This is a genomic window from Nonomuraea sp. NPDC049714, assembly GCF_044465295.1.
Lineage (GTDB): Bacteria > Actinomycetota > Actinomycetes > Streptosporangiales > Streptosporangiaceae > Nonomuraea.
This window is the reverse complement of sequence record NZ_JBITLM010000001.1, coordinates 496,291-511,899: the sequence shown is the minus strand read 5'-3', so window position 1 is coordinate 511,899 and position 15,609 is coordinate 496,291. Positions and strand designations below refer to the sequence as shown.

General features: G+C 72.2%; 12 protein-coding genes. 9 read left to right on the top strand and 3 right to left on the bottom strand.

The genetic code is table 11. The annotated features are described in order from the left end of the window. Positions 1-64 precede the first annotated feature (64 nt). The 4 genes from pgi (at position 65) to ACIBQX_RS02505 (ending at position 3,687) form a co-directional block, all read left to right on the top strand. Positions 65-1,729, top strand: coding sequence for a glucose-6-phosphate isomerase (gene pgi, locus ACIBQX_RS02520; protein WP_396999776.1), 1,665 nt, complete (start codon positions 65-67; stop codon positions 1,727-1,729). Between the two features lie 217 nt (positions 1,730-1,946). Beyond that, the gene (locus tag ACIBQX_RS02515) at positions 1,947-2,363 is read left to right on the top strand and encodes a VOC family protein (RefSeq protein WP_396999774.1); all 417 of its coding nucleotides are present in this window, start codon (positions 1,947-1,949) and stop codon (positions 2,361-2,363) included. Between the two features lie 299 nt (positions 2,364-2,662). After that, the gene (locus ACIBQX_RS02510) at positions 2,663-3,016 is read left to right on the top strand and encodes a GerW family sporulation protein (RefSeq protein ID WP_396999772.1); all 354 of its coding nucleotides are present in this window, start codon (positions 2,663-2,665) and stop codon (positions 3,014-3,016) included. An 89-nt stretch (positions 3,017-3,105) separates the two neighbouring features. Then, a complete protein-coding gene (locus ACIBQX_RS02505; RefSeq protein WP_396999770.1) occupies positions 3,106-3,687 on the top strand; it encodes a LysE family translocator in 582 nt (193 codons plus the stop codon). 122 nt (positions 3,688-3,809) lie between these two features. Here the strand turns inward: ACIBQX_RS02505 and ACIBQX_RS02500 are convergent, their stop codons facing one another. The 3 genes from ACIBQX_RS02500 to ACIBQX_RS02490 form a co-directional block, all read right to left on the bottom strand. Then, positions 3,810-4,532: a VIT1/CCC1 transporter family protein gene (locus ACIBQX_RS02500; protein ID WP_396999768.1), complete on the bottom strand. Its 723-nt coding sequence runs from the start codon at positions 4,530-4,532 to the stop codon at positions 3,810-3,812. A gap of 138 nt (positions 4,533-4,670) precedes the next feature. Beyond that, positions 4,671-5,354, bottom strand: a complete 684-nt coding sequence (merB, locus tag ACIBQX_RS02495) for an organomercurial lyase (protein WP_396999766.1) — start codon at positions 5,352-5,354, stop codon at positions 4,671-4,673. 124 nt (positions 5,355-5,478) lie between these two features. Next, positions 5,479-6,129 (bottom strand): hypothetical protein, encoded by a 651-nt coding sequence (locus ACIBQX_RS02490; RefSeq protein WP_396999764.1) that lies wholly within the window; start codon positions 6,127-6,129, stop codon positions 5,479-5,481. A gap of 165 nt (positions 6,130-6,294) precedes the next feature. Between ACIBQX_RS02490 and ACIBQX_RS02485 the strand changes: the two genes are divergently transcribed. The 5 genes from ACIBQX_RS02485 (at position 6,295) to ACIBQX_RS02465 (ending at position 15,535) form a co-directional block, all read left to right on the top strand. Beyond that, the gene (locus ACIBQX_RS02485) at positions 6,295-7,044 is read left to right on the top strand and encodes a Clp protease N-terminal domain-containing protein (RefSeq protein WP_396999762.1); all 750 of its coding nucleotides are present in this window, start codon (positions 6,295-6,297) and stop codon (positions 7,042-7,044) included. Between the two features lie 308 nt (positions 7,045-7,352). After that, positions 7,353-9,527 (top strand): hypothetical protein, encoded by a 2,175-nt coding sequence (locus ACIBQX_RS02480; protein ID WP_396999760.1) that lies wholly within the window; start codon positions 7,353-7,355, stop codon positions 9,525-9,527. A 149-nt stretch (positions 9,528-9,676) separates the two neighbouring features. Further along, entirely contained in the window at positions 9,677-13,027 is a 3,351-nt protein-coding gene (locus ACIBQX_RS02475) for a phosphodiester glycosidase family protein (RefSeq protein ID WP_396999758.1), read from the top strand. Positions 13,028-13,163: 136 nt separating this feature from the next. Beyond that, positions 13,164-14,315: an amidohydrolase family protein gene (locus tag ACIBQX_RS02470; protein WP_396999756.1), complete on the top strand. Its 1,152-nt coding sequence runs from the start codon at positions 13,164-13,166 to the stop codon at positions 14,313-14,315. Then, entirely contained in the window at positions 14,312-15,535 is a 1,224-nt protein-coding gene (locus ACIBQX_RS02465; RefSeq protein ID WP_396999754.1) for a M20 family metallopeptidase, read from the top strand. Before ACIBQX_RS02470 ends, ACIBQX_RS02465 begins: the two co-directional genes overlap by 4 nt. The last annotated feature ends 74 nt before the right edge of the window (positions 15,536-15,609 follow it).

The following is a 15,609-nucleotide window of genomic DNA, read 5'->3' as shown; positions in this document are numbered from 1 at the left end:
CCCGGCGGACACGCCGCTCCGCCATGCGCGGAATCAGGCATGCCGGGTACGAGGTTACGGGACCATGGATCGCAGTTTGACGGCGCGAGGAGGAAACGTGAGCAGCGACATCACCCAGAGCCAGGAGTGGGCGGCGCTCGGCAAGCACCACGGTGAGCTGGCGGGCAGACACCTGCGGGAGCTGTTCGCGGAGGACCCGGAGCGGGCCGCCCGGATGACGGTCACCGCCGGCGACCTCTACCTCGACTACGCCAAACACCGCGCCACCGGCGAGACCATCGGCCTGCTCGTGGCCCTCGCCGAGCGCGCCGGGCTGCGCGACCGCATCGAGGCGATGTACACCGGGGAGCACATCAACGTCAGCGAGGACCGCGCGGTGCTGCACACCGCGCTGCGCGCCCCCGCCGACGCCGGCCTCGTCGTCGACGGGCAGGACGTGAGCCGCGACGTGCACGCCGTCCTCGACAAGATGAGCGCCTTCGCCGACCGGGTCCGCTCGAAGGAGTGGCAGGGCGCCACCGGACAGCCGATCTCCACCGTCGTCAACATCGGCATCGGCGGCTCCGACCTCGGCCCCGCCATGGCCTACGAGGCGCTGCGCGACTACGCCGACGCCGGGATCCAGGCCAGATTCGTCTCCAACATCGACCCCGCCGACATCACCGGCAGCCTCGCCGACCTCGACCCGGCGACCACGCTGATCGTGGTCAGCTCCAAGACCTTCACCACTCTGGAGACCCTCACCAACGCCAAGGTCGCCCGCCAGTGGCTGACCGGCGCGCTCGGCGAGGACGCCGTCGCCAAGCACTTCGTGGCCGTGTCCACCAACGCCGCCAAGGTCGCCGAGTTCGGCATCGACACCGACAACATGTTCGGCTTCTGGGACTGGGTCGGCGGCCGCTACTCCTACGACGGCGCGATCGGGCTCTCCCTGATGATCGCCATCGGGCCGGTTCGGTTCCGCGAGATGCTGGCCGGCTTCCACACCATGGACCAGCACTTCCGCACCGCGCCCTTCGAGGCCAACATGCCGGTGCTGCTCGGCCTGCTCGGCATCTGGTACACCGACTTCTTCGACGCCCAGACCCGCGCCGTCCTGCCCTACAGCCAGCGCCTGCACCGCTTCCCCGCCTACCTCCAGCAGCTCACCATGGAGTCCAACGGCAAGTCCGTGCGCGCCGACGGCACCCCCGTCACCGTCGACACCGGCGCCATCTACTGGGGCGAGCCGGGCACCAACGGCCAGCACGCCTTCTACCAGCTCCTGCACCAGGGCACCCGCCTGGTGCCGGCCGACTTCATCGGCTTCGCCGAGCCGTACGAGGACCGCGAGGGCATGCACGACCTGCTGATGGCCAACATGCTCGCGCAGACCTCGGCGCTGGCGTTCGGCAAGACGGCCGAGGAGATCGCCGCCGAGGGCACGCCCGCCGACGTGGTGCCGCACAAGGTGATGCCCGGAAACCGGCCCACCTCCACCATCCTCGCCCCCAAGCTGACCCCCTCCACCCTCGGCCAGCTGGTGGCGCTGTACGAGCACATCGTGTTCGTCGAGGGGACGATCTGGGGCGTCGACTCCTTCGACCAGTGGGGGGTCGAGCTCGGCAAGAAGATGGCGATGGACCTGGCACCCGCGCTCACCTCCCAGGAGTCGCCGACGACCTTCCCCGACCCGTCCACCGAGCACCTCGTCCGCCACTACCGCGAGCTACGCGGCAGGCGCCCCTGACCCCGGGGGCCGACGGACCGTGAGCGGACACCGCGCCGTTCATGTTCGTTCGTCGCCGATGGAGCCGGGTCCGTGGTCCAGTAGGCACGCGGGCCCGCGGCGACCGCCGACGTCACGCTCGGCGACCCGTCCGGAGTGGCTGCTCCACTACGTCGAAGACTGATCATGGACATGGACTCGCAGGACATCAGGCCGTCAGGCCGTCAGGGAGATGACCGTGCGCACCTTGCTCGTCGGAATCCGCGTCACCGACCTGGATCGCTCTCGGGCCTTCTACCAGGCACTCGGCTACACCGTCGTCGGAACCGTGCCCGACACCCCGTTCGGCAGCCTGACCATGCTCCGGCTGCCGGACGACCCGTTCGTCACCATCGAGCTCGTGCACGACCCCGCCCGGCCCGTCACCGAGACCGGTGGCCTCAACCACCTCGCCATCAGGGCGGACGACCTGTACGCCACCATCGCCACCCTGGCAGCCCACGGCATCCAGGCCGATCCGGCGCGGCCGACCGCCGATCCCGATGATCCGCTGGTCACCATGGTGCGCGACCCCGACGGCTATCTGATCGAGCTCGTCCAATGGCCGGAAGGACACGCCGACGGGCTCACCGCCGACGACTTCGACAGCGGGTGACCGGCCGCTCTGGTCGGTCGGCTGGTTCGGGATCCCTTACCTCCCACAGTGCTTGAGCCGGGCGGCTAGGGGAGGGCGCAGGGCCTGAGCAGCCATGGTCAGGGTGAGCAGTTCGGTGTCGGTCAGCTCGGGGGTGCCCATGCGCGGTTCATGGCCGAGCCGGTCGTCGACGCTGACGTACAGCTGGTTCGCGTCCGCCGGTCATCAGGCCCGGTGCCGGCGGCTCTGACCCGAGGAACCGGTCCTGTGTGGCGTCACCCGGACTCGCCGGATGGCCGCCGCCGGGTGACCATGGGGGAATGGACATCAAGGAACTGGTCGAGCAGGCCAAGGATTCCGCCACGGTCAAGCGCGTCTTCGGCGATCCCGTACAGCATGGGGACATCCTGGTGATCCCTGTCGCCAGGGTCGCCCACGGCGGCGGCGGGGGCAGCGGCGAGGGGCGCAAGCCTGCGGGGGAGACGGGCAGCGGCGGAGGAGGCGGCTACGGTGTCGGCGCGACGCCCGCCGGGGTGTTCGTCGTCAAGGACGGCGACGTCCGCTGGCACCCTGCCGTCGACGTCAACCGCATCGTCCTCGGCGGCCAGATCGTCGGCATAGTCCTGCTCCTAACCCTGCGCTCCATCTTCAAGCGCAGCCGCCACAAGCGCTGACCCACCCCAGCTTGGGTGGGGCCTAGGGTTGAGGGATGAGTTCTTTGGCACAGGTTGTGGCCTTCGGGGGCGTTGTGTTGCTTGGGGCGATGTCGCCTGGGCCTGACTTCGCCGTGGTCGTGCGGCGGTCCGCCACTTCTGGGCGGGCGCACGGGATGGTGGCGGCGGTGGGGATCTCGGTCGGGGTGTTCGCCTGGGTGGTGGCGGCGGCGACCGGGGTCGCGGCGTTGCTGGCCGCCTCGGCGGTGGCGTTCACCGTGGTGAAGATCGTGGGTGCTGTCTATCTGCTCTACTTGGGGGGTAAGGCGTTGCGCTCGGCCTTGCGCGGTGACGGGGGGCTGCGGTTGGACGTGGCGGACCCCGGGGGGAGGAGTCCGTGGGCGGCGTTCGCCGAGGGGCTTCTGACCAACGTGCTCAACCCCAAGGCCGCGCTGTTCTTCGTGGCGCTGGTGCCGCAGTTCGTGACGCCGGAGGCGGCGTTGGCGGACACGCTGGTGCTCTCGCTGATCGCGCTGGCGGGGACCGTGGTGTGGTTCCTGACCGTGGCCAACGTGGTGGGCGCGTTGCGCGCGGTGTTCGCCAAGCGTGCCGTCCGCCGCGTCGTCGACGGGCTCACCGGCGTCGCCCTGGTGGCGCTGGGCGTGAACCTGGCCGCCTCCGGCCGCCCCTGAGTCTGCCTCGGGTTCGCGCCCGCAGGAGCGGAGAGGCGCTGAGCCCGAGGCAGGGGTCAGGACAACAACCGGGGTCAGGACAGCAGGGGTCAGGACAGCCGAGGTCAGGACAACAGCCGGGGTCAGGACACTGTGACGCCCAGGAGGTGGCCGAGGCCGAAGGTCACCGTGGCCGCGCCCACGCCGAGCGCGAGCTGCCGCAGCCCGCCCAGCCACCAGGGGCGGGCGGTCATGCCGGCCACCATCGCCCCGAAGACGAACAGGCCCACCACGCTCAGCACCACCGCCGCCACCAGCCCGGACGCCCCGAACAGGAACGGCACCAGCGGCACCAGCGCCCCCGCCGCGAACGCGCAGAACGACGCCGCGGCGGCCTGCAGCGGGGACGGCAGGTCGTCCAGGTCCACGCCGAGCTCTTCGCGTACGTGCACCCGCAGCGCCTGCTCGGGGTCGGCCGACAGGCCCGCCGCGACCTTCTCCGCCAGGTCGGCTTCGAGGCCGCGGGCGCGGTAGAGAGCGGCGAGCTCGGCCTGCTCGCCCTCGGGGTTGCGGGCCAGCTCGCCGCGTTCGACGGCGATCTCGGCGCGCATCAGCTCGGTCTGCGACTTCACCGAGGTGTACTCGCCCGCCGCCATCGAGCAGGCCCCCGCCGCCAAGCCGGCGAATCCGGCCAGGACGGCTCCCCGCCCGGCCCCCGCGGCCCCCACCACTCCAGCGATCAGCGCGAAGTTGGAGACGAGTCCGTCCATCGCCCCGAACACCGCCGGCCGCAGCCAGCCGCCGGTCACGTCCCGATGGCTGTGATGCTTCTCCGGCGAGTGTGTCCGCTCAAGCTCGATGGTCATGAAAACCCCTCCTCACAACAGCTATTCGTCCGACATTTAGACATAAATGCCAATGATCCGCAACGAAGGAGAGGCTTGCCTGACGTGCGGATCCACCGCCCGGCCAGGCATGATCTCGAATGTGGTGTCGAAAAAACGCTAGTCTGAAGGCAGTCCCCAGAAGGGGCCGCGCAGACCCGCGGCGGCGAAGTGGGCGGCCGCCGACGAGGGATCGCGGCGGACATGGCCCCGCTCCAGACGCCCGTCGTACCAACCGCGCGCCAGCCGCCACAGCGTGGGCAGGTCCATCACGTAACCGCGCTCGCGCCCGGTGCGCTTCAGCCAGGCGTCGACGCAGCCGGTGGAGCAGAACAGGCGCTGGTGCCCGCAGGTGCGCACGACGTCGTCCCACATGTGCGTGACGGGGACGAGAAAGTGGGCGACCTGATCGCCCGGGGGAGGGGTATCGCGGCGGGCGACCCAGGCGTGCGGCGCGTCACAGGCCGGGCAGCGGGTGGCCACCAGCACGTCCGGCTCGTCCCGGAGCAGGTGCGGGATCGCGAAGGAGTCCCACGCGCAGCCGCCCCACCACAGGGTCCGCGAGCCCATGACGGAGAACCCGAGCGGCACCGAGGAGAAGGGGTGCGCCATGACGATGTCACCGGTGGCGGTGTCGATCACCAGGGCGCGGGTCCGGTGCAGGAGCTCCAGCGCCTGCCGTACCTCCCGGTTGTCGAACCCGGTGCGGGCCGCGAGCTCGGCCGCGCCCGGTGCGCGGCCGATGCGGGCGAATCCGCCGTAGACGGCCAGGCGGACCTCTTCGGCCCGCTCTGTCTCGGACATGTCGGCTTCCTCTCGCGGGGGCGGCGTACGGGAGCTGCGGGTGTCCGCGTCCGCCGAACCCGGCGCACGACTCCCGCAGACGGATCCTGACAGATCCTGTACGTGAACCGCGCGTCGAGGAAGGTCAGCCCCCTGGCTTCGCGAACGCCGGGGCGGGCGCGACCGTGGCGGCCGGGCCGCGGATCAGCTGCCGGCAGTCGGCGATCGCGGCGGTCAGCAGCTCGCGCAGCAGCGTGTCCGGATCGGGGATGCACGCCTGGACGATGCCCACCACCGACAGCTGCACCGCGTTGGGCGCGGCGTAGCGGCGGAAGCCCTTCTCGGTGATCCGCGCCGCCCGGCTGAACCTGCGTGCCTGGGCCGCCGCCTGCGGGACCTGGTCCATCGCCTCCTGGCTCCGCGCGCTCAGCTGCCCTGGCGGCAGGCCGTCGAGCCGGGCCAGCATCTCCTCGGCCGCCAGGATGGACACCGCCAGGGCGAGCTGACGCTCGGCGGCGGCCACCGGCAGCGCCGTGGTCGAGCAGCGCAACGCGAGCCGGGCGTCGACCCGCAGGTCGTCGCTGGACAGGCCGATGATGGACGGGACGAGCCCGATGAGCCGGCTCCGGTTCTCGTCCGCGGTGTTGTCGTTGACCAGGCGGGCGAGAGCGGCCAGCAACGGGTGGGTGCAGGCCGGGTGGTCGCTCCACCGCTCTCCGGCCAGGTAGGACGCGAGCTCCATGAAGCAGGCGCCACGTTTCGGGTTGCGGTGCTTGCCACGAGAGAGAACCGGCATGTGATCAAGGTGGTTGTCCACGGGTGCTCCACTGGTTCGCGGGATCGCCGTCTTTCCAGTCTGCGCTGTCGTGCGCGTCAATACCAGTGATCGGATGTCTTTTCCGCCAGTTGTGCATAACCCCTTAGGGGTTATAGTGGGGGTACTCAATGGTGGAGGTGTGCGATGCCGAAGATCAACGTGTATCTGCCGGACGAGCTGGCGGAGGCGGTCAAGGAGGCGGGCGTGCCGGTGTCGGCCGTCTGCCAGCGGGCTCTGGAGCAGGCGGTGCGCAGGGTGACCGCCATCAGGGAGACCGTGCTGACCGATCTCGACCTCGAGGTGCCCACCGGGGCGCTGGTCCACCTGACGGACAGGACGCGTACGGTGCTCAAACTCGCCGCCGACCGGGCCGGCGCGGACGGCGCCGCGGCCGTCGGCACCGGGCACCTGCTGGCCGGCATGCTCGACGAGGGCGGCAACCTCGCCCTGCACGTGCTGCGCGCCATGGACATCGAGCTCGACCAGGTACGACGCGACCTCGCGCAGCGGACGCCCGCGGCCCCCGGCGAGGCCGGGCAGGCGCGGCGCTTCAGCGGGACGGCGGCCAACGCGCTGGAGTTCGCCGTCACGGAGTCGACCTCGCTCGGTCACAACTACGTCGGCTGCGAGCACCTCCTGCTCGGCCTCGTCGCCGAGCCCGACGGGACCGCCGGACAGGTCCTGCGCGGGCTGGGCGCCGACCCCCGGCTGGCGAGACGCGCCGTCGTCGCGGCCCTGGCGGGGTACGTCCACCTGCGCGGGCAGGCGCAGCAGGCGGCGCAACCGGCGGACGTGGCCCAGTTGCTGGCCACCACGGTGCGCGACCAGCTCCAGCCTCTCCTCCAGCGCATCGCCCTCCTGGAAGAACGCGCCGGCCTCGGCCCCGAGGCCTGAGGGGCCACCCTCATGAGGAGCTCTCGGACACGGATGGCGGTGTTCCGCTACGCCGTGGTGGCGATGCTCGTGGCCGGCGTGGTGATCGGAGCCCTGTGGTGACGGCCGGCCCGCAGCCGGGACCATGCGGGTCGCCTCCGGCCAGGTGATCGGGCATCGGCCCCCTAATCCATCCGGTTCGGGCATCTGCGCGGGGAAGTCAACAGGGGCCGGCTCGTGCTAGGTTGCCCACGTTTCCTGACATGAGCGCCGCGGTCGGGCGGGGTCATCTCCGACACGCGGGCTCCTTCTCCGTATGGGGGCCAACGGTGAGGTGGGCGCTGTTCCTGCTGGTCGCGTCGGCGTTGTGGTGGGCGGTGCCCGCGGGCGCCGCGGCGGCGGCGACGCTCGCCGACAGCCCCCCGGCCGCCGGCACGTCGGAGGTCTCCGAGAGCGCCGCCCCCGGCCGGGTGGCGTTCGTGGGGGTGCCCGGCCTGCACTGGGACGACGTCGACCCGAGGCTCACCCCCAACCTGTGGCGGCTGGCCGGGCAGAGCGACCTCGGCTCGGTCTCGGTGAAGACCCTCGGCACCGTGGCCTGCCCGTTCGACGGCTGGATGACCGTCTCGGCGGGCATCCGCTCCGCCTACGGCCAGACCTGCGGCCTGCCGCCCGTCCCCGAGAAGCTGGGCGAGGGCGCGACGGTGCCCGGCTTCGCCGACCTGCTCGCCAAGCGTGACGGCGGCTACGTGGGCACGCTCGGCTCCGCCGTGCACGCCGCGGGCCAGTGCACCACGGCCGTCGGCAGAGGCGCCGCGCTCGCCCTGGCCGACCGCGACGGCAAGGTGGACGTTTACGCCGAGGAGCCGGCCGCGCTGACCGACTGGACGCGCTGCCAGGTGCTGGCCGTGGACGTCGACGAGCTGATCACTCCGTACCTCGTGGACGGCAAGCTGGCCAAGGAGCCGGAGGTGCTGCCGGCCGACGCGCGCCGGGAGGCGGTGCGCGCCGCCGACGCCGAGGTGGGCGCGGTGCTGGCCAAGCTGCCCGCCGACACCCAGGTGGTGCTGGCCGGGACCGGCGACCACGGGTCGGTGCCGCACCTGCGGGTGGCGATGTGGAAGCGCGCGGAGGCGACGGGCGCCTACCTCGGCACCCGATCCACCCGGCGTGACGACATCGTCATCCTCACCGACATCACGCCCACCGTGCTGTCCGCGGCGGGCATCGCGATCCCGTCCACGATCATCGGCCTGCCGTGGGAGGCGGGGGAGCGAGCCACCCTGGAGGAGGCGGTGGCCGAGCTGCGCGACGCGGACCTGATGGGCACCAGCGTGCGCAGCACGACCGGCCTGTTCTTCACCGGGTTCGCGATCACGCAGGTGGCCTTCTACTCGATCGCCTACTACGTGCTGTCCCGGCGCAGGAAGGCCACCGCGGTCGGGGTGGCGGCGCTCGGCATCGCCTCGATCCCGGTGTCGACCTACCTGGTCAACCTGCTGCCGTGGGTGCGCGGTGACCAGCCGGTGGCGCTGCTGGTCGGCGGGGTGATCGCCATCGCCGTGGTGATCATGGGCGTGGCCGTGGCGGGTCCGTGGCGGCGCAGCGCGCTCGGGCCGCCCGCGGTGGTGGCGGCGATCACCGGGGCGGTGCTCGTCGCCGACCTGCTGACGGGGACGACGCTGCAGTTCAACAGCCTCATGGGCTACACCGCCGTGGTGGGCGGGCGCTACTACGGGCTGGCCAACATCCCGTTCGCGCTGCTGGCCACCGCGGTGCTGATGACGACCGCCGTGGCCGCCGACCATCTGGTCCGCGTCGGGCGCCGGCGGGTGGCGGTCGGCCTGGTGGCCGGGCTCGGCGTGGCCGCGATGCTGCTGGCGGGCTGGCCGGGGATCGGCAGCGACTTCGGCGGGGTGATCGCGTTCGTGCCGGGCATCGCGGTGACGGCGCTGCTGGTGGCCGGTCAGCGGGTGTCGGTGGTGAAGTTCGTCGGGTTCTGCGCGCTGGGCGGGCTGGCCGTGTCGGTGATCGCGGTGCTCGACTTCCAGCGGCCGCTGGCCCAGCAGACGCATCTGGGCCGGTTCGTCGGTCAGGTGATCGACGGGACCTTCCTGCCGATGATCTTCCGCAAGCTGGGCGCGATGCTCAGCACGATGCTCTCGCCGAACCTCATGCCGATCGTGATCGCCGGCCTGGCGTTCCTGATCTTCGCGATCATGCGGCCCGGCAAGATCAGCGCCGGGGTGGTGCCGCTGGCGTTCGCCCGGGCCCCCATGCTGCGGGCCGGGTTGATCGGCGCGCTGGTCAGCGGTGTGGTCGGCATGCTGGTCAACGACTCGGGCACCGCCGTGCTGTCCATGGTGGTGGCGCTGGCGGTGCCGCTGGTCCTCTACGCCGGGATCAACTCCGCGCCGGAGGAGGCGCCGGTGGCCGGAGACGTGGCGGACGACGCCGCGAACGAGAGCGACGGGCACGCCGGAGTGGTGGCGGGCAAGGCATAGGCGGGGAGTAGGGCGGGGCGGCTCGCGTACGGGGGCTGAAATTATCTTTTAGTTCACGCTCAAGCCTTGAAACTTATATCCATGGGCGATTGAGTTCGGTCGTGCAGACCCTCCGTTTACTGGCCGCCGCTGCGCTCGTGTTAGGGCCCATGTCCCTGACCGCAGCCCCCGCGCAGGCCGATCCCCCACCCCCCGCCGAGGACGCGCCCAAGGCGTCGTCCTACCCGCCCCCCTCGGTGATGCTCACCGCGGCCGAGCCCGGCGACGGCCTGGACACGGTCAAGAAGACCAGGCCGGTCGCCCCGGGCATCTCCCTGACCTCGTTCGACCGGTTCGACGCGCTCGGCTGGCTGAGGGCCGACGCCCTCACCGCCGACCTCGGCGGCGGCGCCCGCGCCGACTACGTCTTCTCCGGTGAGGTGTCCAAGACCGAGCCCCTGTCCGGGCCCGCCAGACGCTCGCGTGCCGTCGCGGCCGTCAACGGCGACTTCTTCGACATCAACAACTCCGGCGCCGCCCAGGGCGTCGGCGTCCAGAACGGCAGCCTCGTCCAGTCACCCGTCGCCGGCCACGAGAACGCGGTCGCGATCACCGGTGACGGCGTCGGCCGGGTGCTGAAGATGTACTTCGAGGGCACCGCCACCCCGGACGGCGGCTCGCCCGTCAAGCTGACCCAGTTCAACCAGATCGTGCAGAAGGACGGCGTCGGGCTGTTCACCCCGCTGTGGGGCTCCTACACCAGGGCCCGCGCCGTCGAGGGCGCGACCGCCGTCACCGAGGTCGAGCTCGTCGACGGGAAGGTCGCCGCCGTGCGGCAGGCGGCCGGCGGCGGACCGATCCCGGCCGGGACCACGATCCTGCTCGGCCGCGACGCCGGGGCGACCGCCCTGGCCGCGCTCCGGCCGGGCGACGCGGTCGAGGTCGCGTACCAGCCGAAGGCCTCCGACGGCAGCCAGGTCAAGGCCGCGGTCGGCGGCAACTACGTGCTGGTCAAGGACGGCCAAGCGCAGCACTCCACCGACCAGGCCGCGCACCCGCGCACCGCCGTCGGCTTCTCCGCCGACGGCACGAAGATGTACCTGCTCACCGTGGACGGCCGTCAGGCCGACAGCCGCGGCGTCACCCTCGACCAGCTCGCCGCCATGATGATCGAGCTGGGCGCCGCCAACGCCCTCAACCTCGACGGCGGCGGCTCCTCCACCATGCTCGCCCGCGAGCCCGGCCAGGCCGACGCCCAGGTGGAGAACAGCCCGTCCGACGGCGGCGAGCGGCATGTCCCCAACGGCCTCGCGCTCTACGCGCCCGAGGGCAGCGGCACGCTCAAGGGCTTCTGGCTGGAGACCGCCAGCGACCCGGCCAAGGCGCCCGGCGCCGCCCCGGTCGGTGGCGGGCGTCCCGACCGCGTCTTCCCCGGGCTCACCCGCCGGCTCACCGCCGCCGGATACGACGAAACGTACGGACCGGCGAGCGGGACACCCCGCTGGCGCTCGACCCCGGCCGTGCACGGCGTCATCCGCGACGGGAAGTTCCACGCCCTGGTGCCCGGCACGGCGGAGGTCACCGCCTCCAAGGGCAGGGCCAAGGGCAGCATGGAGCTGACCGTGCTGCAGCCGCTGCAGCGGCTCGGCGCCACCGCCGACCGCGTCGGCCTGCCCGGCGCCGACGGCACGGCCGCCTTCGGCGTCGTGGGTTACGACCGCAACGGCAACTCCGCGCCCATCGAGCCGGACGATCTCACCCTCGACTACGACCGCGACCTGTTCGAGGTGGCCCCGGCCGAGCAGGGCCACTTCACCGTCAAGGCCAAGCGGGACACCGGGTCCGGGCTCATCACCGCCAAGGTCGGCAAGCTGAGCACGGCCGTGCCCGTCACGGTCGGCTTCGAGGACCGGCCCGTCGCCGGCTTCGACGACGCCGCCTCGTGGACCTTCGCCGCCGCGCGCGCCATCGGCTCGCTGTCGGCCGCGCCGGGACGGGACGGCGGCGGGCTCAAGCTCGCCTACGACTTCACCCGGTCCACGGCCACCCGCGCCGCCTACGCGAGCCCGCCGCAGCAGATCGTGGTGGAGGGGCAGCCGCAGGCGTTCGGGATGTGGATCCACTCCACCGGCAAGGGGGAGTGGCCCAGCCTGGAGTTCTACGACGCCACCGGGCAGTCGCAGGTCCTGCGCGGGCCGTACCTGACGTGGACCGGCTGGAAGTACGTCGAGTTCACGGTGCCGGCGGGTGTCAGTTACCCGCTCAAGCTGCGGCGCTTCTACGTGGCGGAGACCAAGGCCGACGCGAGCTACACCAACGAGATCCTGATCGACGGGCTGGTCGCCAAGGTGTCCCCGTCGGTCGAGACGCCGCAGCCGGTCAAGGTGGCCGACCCGGTGGTCAGGCCCCAGGTGGCGGACATGCCGTGGCGGTTCGCGGTGATGTCCGACGCCCAGTTCGTGGCCCGCGACCCCGACAGCGACATCGTGCGCAACGCCCGCCGCACCCTGCGGGAGATCAAGGCGGCAGAGCCGGACTTCCTGCTGATCAACGGTGACCTGGTGGACGAGGCGTCGCCGGAGGACTTCGCGCTGGCGAAGAAGATCCTCGACGAGGAACTCGGCGGTGAGCTGAAATATCACTACATCCCGGGTAACCATGAGGTGATGGGCGGCAAGATCGACAACTTCAAGGCCGCCTTCGGCGACACGTACCGGAGCTTCGACCACAAGGGCACCCGGTTCATCACGCTCGACACCTCCAGGCTCAACCTGCGAGGCGGCGGGTTCGAGCAGATCGCGCTGCTGCGCGCGCAGCTGGACAAGGCGGCCGAGGACCGCTCGGTCGGCTCGGTCGCGGTGCTGTTCCACGTGCCGCCGCGCGACCCGACGCCCGGCAAGGCCAGCCAGCTAGGCGACCGTAAGGAGGCCGCGCTGGTCGAGGGCTGGCTGGCGGACTTCCAGCGGGAGACCGGCAAGGGCGCCGCCTACATCGGCGCGCACGTCGGCACGTTCGACGCCGCCCGCGTGGACGCGGTGCCGTACTTCATCAACGGCAACTCCGGCAAGAACCCCGCCACCGCGCCCGACGACGGCGGCTTCACCGGCTGGTCCCTGTGGGGCGTGGACCCCGTGACGGACCAGGAGGCCGCGCACGTGCGGCGGAACTGGTTCGTCGACGCGCCCACCTGGATCGGCGCCCAGGTCCGCCCGCACGTGGACGACCTCACACTGACCGCGCCCGCCACGGTCGCGATCGGCGCCCCGGCGCGGGTGAGCGCCACCGTCCGGCAGGGCACGCGGGTGGTCCCCGTGGCCCATCCGGTGTCGGCGCGCTGGTCGGGCTCGCCCAACCTGCACGTCGGTCCCCGGTCCACGGCCAAGCCGTGGCACATCGCCGTGCTCGACCCCGCCGGCGGCACGCTGACGGCCCTGCGCAGCGGGAACGTCACCGTGGCGGTGACGGTCAGCGGCGAGACCAGGCAGGCCGGCGTCGCCCTCACGGCCAGAGCGGCGGCCTGACAGCGGAGGGACGGGCGCGGCTTTCGTGCCCGTCCCTCACGTTCGTCCGCCTCGGTGGCGGGCACGGTCTGGTTTTCGCCACCGAGGGTAGGACGTTGCTGTATGACCGACGAGATCAAGGACCGGGCGGGCGCACATGGCCGCTGACCTCACCGTCCCTCCCGGCCTGCACCGGATCATCGAAGACCTGCCGTTGGTCGATCACCACGCGCACGGCGTCAGCGGCCACGACCTGTCGCGGGTCGAGTTCGAGCAGCTGATCACCGAGTCGGACCGGCCGGTGCCGGAGTGGATGACGCAGTTCGACTCCCAGCTGGGCTACGCCATCCTCCGCCACTGCGCGCCCGTGCTCGGCCTCGAACCGCACACCTCGCCCGAGGCCTATCTGGCCCGCCGTGCCAGGCTCGGCGCCGACGAGGTGAACCGGCGGCTGCTCACCGCCTCGGGCGTCGGCCACTATCTGATCGAGACCGGCCACCGGGCCGAGGAGATCCTCGGCCCGTCCGCGATGGCCGACGTCACCGGTGTCCCGGTGGAGGAGGTCGTGCGCCTGGAGGCCGTCGCCGAGCAGGTCGCCGCCACGGGCGTGACGGCCGCCGGGTTCGCCACGCGCTTCGCCGAGGTGCTGTGGGAGCGCACCCGGTCGGCGCGCGGGCTCAAGACCATCGTCGCCTACCGGCACGGCCTCGACTTCGACCCCGCGCCGCCCGAGCCCGCCGAGGTGACCGAGGCGGCCGGACGCTGGCTGGCCGCCGGGGGCACCCGCCTGAACGACCCGGTGCTGCTGCGCCACCTCATCTGGGCCGGGCTGGAGCGGGGGCTGCCGCTGCAGTTCCACATCGGCTACGGCGACCCCGACCTGGACCTGCGCCGCTCCGACCCGCTGCTGCTGCGCGGCCTGATCGAGCTGGCCGAGCCGGCGGGCGTGCCCCTGATGCTGCTGCACTGCTACCCGTTCCACCGGCACGCCGGCTACCTCGCGCAGGCGTACCCGCACGTCTATTTCGACGTCGGCCTGGCCCTGCACCACACCGGCGCCAGGAGTGACGCGCTGGTGGCCGAGTGCCTGGAGGTCGCGCCGTTCGCCAAGCTGCTGTTCTCCTCCGACGCGTGGGGGCCGGCCGAGCTGCACCACCTCGGGGCGGTGCTGTGGCGGCATGCGATGGCCCGCGTGCTCGGCGGCTTCGTCGCCGACGGCGAGTGGTCGTCGGAGCAGGCGGTGCGGGTGGTCACCATGGTCGGCGGCGGCAACGCGCGGCGCGTCTACGGTCTGGGGGTGCCCGCGTGACGGGCGCACATCACCGCGACGTCCTGCTGCGCGAGGTGCTGCGCGCCGAGCTGCACGCCGCCCAGGAGCTCAGGCGGGAGCTGCACGCCCAGCCGAGACTGTCGGGCAAGGAGGGGCCGACGCTCAAACGCGTGCTCGAAGCGCTCCCGGACGGGCACGTCGAGTACGTCGCCGGCACCGGCGCCATGCTCCGGGTGGGCGGCGGCGGCCCGGCCGTGGGCGTGCGCGGCGAGCTGGACGCGCTGCCCCTGGTCGAGCGCACCGGCGTATCGTGGGCGGCCGCCAACGGCGCCATGCACGCCTGCGGCCACGACGTCCACCTGGCCGCCGTGGTGGCGCTCGCCCGCACGGTCGACAGGGTCGCGTGCATCCTGGAGGCGCACAGGACGCGGCACGGCGACCTGGAAGCGGTGGCGGACGGCGCTGACCGGGTCGCGCCGCTGGTCGTGGTGCTGCAGCCGCGCGAGGAGAGCTTCCCGTCCGGGGCCAGGGACATCGTCGAGGCGGGCGCGCTCCAACGCCTTCAGGTGAACGCCATGGTCGGCGCGCACGTGCAGCCCGTGCTGGACGCCGGGGTGATCGCCTGCACGCCCGGCGCGGTCAACGCCTCCGCCGACGAGTTCCGGGTGACGATCAGGGGAAGGGACGGGCACGCCGCCTACCCGCACCTGGCCCGCGATCCGGTGGTCGCCATGGCGCAGGTCATCGTCGCCGCGCAGCAGCTCGTCAGCCGGGTGACCGACCCGATGGTGCCGACCGTGGTGACGTTCGGCACGGTGCACGCGGGCACCGCGCCCAACGCCATCCCGGGCGAGGCGGTGGCCAGGGGGACCCTGCGGACGCTGTCGCGGAGCTGGCGGGAGGCGCTGCACGCGCGCTTCGCCGAGCAGGTGCGGGAGGTGGCCGGCGCACACGGCTGCGAGGCCGAGGTGCGGGTCTTCCCGGGCGAGCCGGTGCTCGTCAACGACACGGCGCTCGCCGTACGGACCGGGGAGCTGCTGCGGGAGCAGGGGCACACGGTCAGCGAGGAGCTGCGCTCCTGCGGCGGGGACGACTTCGCGCAGTACGGCGCGGTGGTGCCGTCGCTGATGATGTTCGTCGGCGTCGACACCGAGGCGGGGCTGCACAGCCCCGACTTCCTGCCCGACGACTCCAGCGTGGCCGCCGTCGCCGAGAGCCTGCTCGCGGGCTATCTCGCCGCGTCCGAGGAACGGCCCTGAGCAAGCGGACCGGCCAGAAGTACGCACGGAACTCATTGCTGACGAAACCCTGCCGAACCTCTAGGCTCTTGCGG

Coding starts and splice junctions, on each gene's coding strand:
- pgi (WP_396999776.1), top strand. CDS start 65: ATGGATCGCAGTTTGACGGCGCGAGGAGGAAACGTGAGCAGCGACATC.
- ACIBQX_RS02490 (WP_396999764.1), bottom strand. CDS start 6,129: ATGCCGGTTCTCTCTCGTGGCAAGCACCGCAACCCGAAACGTGGCGCC.
- ACIBQX_RS02475 (WP_396999758.1), top strand. CDS start 9,677: ATGTCCCTGACCGCAGCCCCCGCGCAGGCCGATCCCCCACCCCCCGCC.
- merB (WP_396999766.1), bottom strand. CDS start 5,354: ATGTCCGAGACAGAGCGGGCCGAAGAGGTCCGCCTGGCCGTCTACGGC.
- ACIBQX_RS02470 (WP_396999756.1), top strand. CDS start 13,164: ATGGCCGCTGACCTCACCGTCCCTCCCGGCCTGCACCGGATCATCGAA.
- ACIBQX_RS02485 (WP_396999762.1), top strand. CDS start 6,295: ATGCCGAAGATCAACGTGTATCTGCCGGACGAGCTGGCGGAGGCGGTC.
- ACIBQX_RS02505 (WP_396999770.1), top strand. CDS start 3,106: ATGTCGCCTGGGCCTGACTTCGCCGTGGTCGTGCGGCGGTCCGCCACT.
- ACIBQX_RS02510 (WP_396999772.1), top strand. CDS start 2,663: ATGGACATCAAGGAACTGGTCGAGCAGGCCAAGGATTCCGCCACGGTC.
- ACIBQX_RS02500 (WP_396999768.1), bottom strand. CDS start 4,532: ATGACCATCGAGCTTGAGCGGACACACTCGCCGGAGAAGCATCACAGC.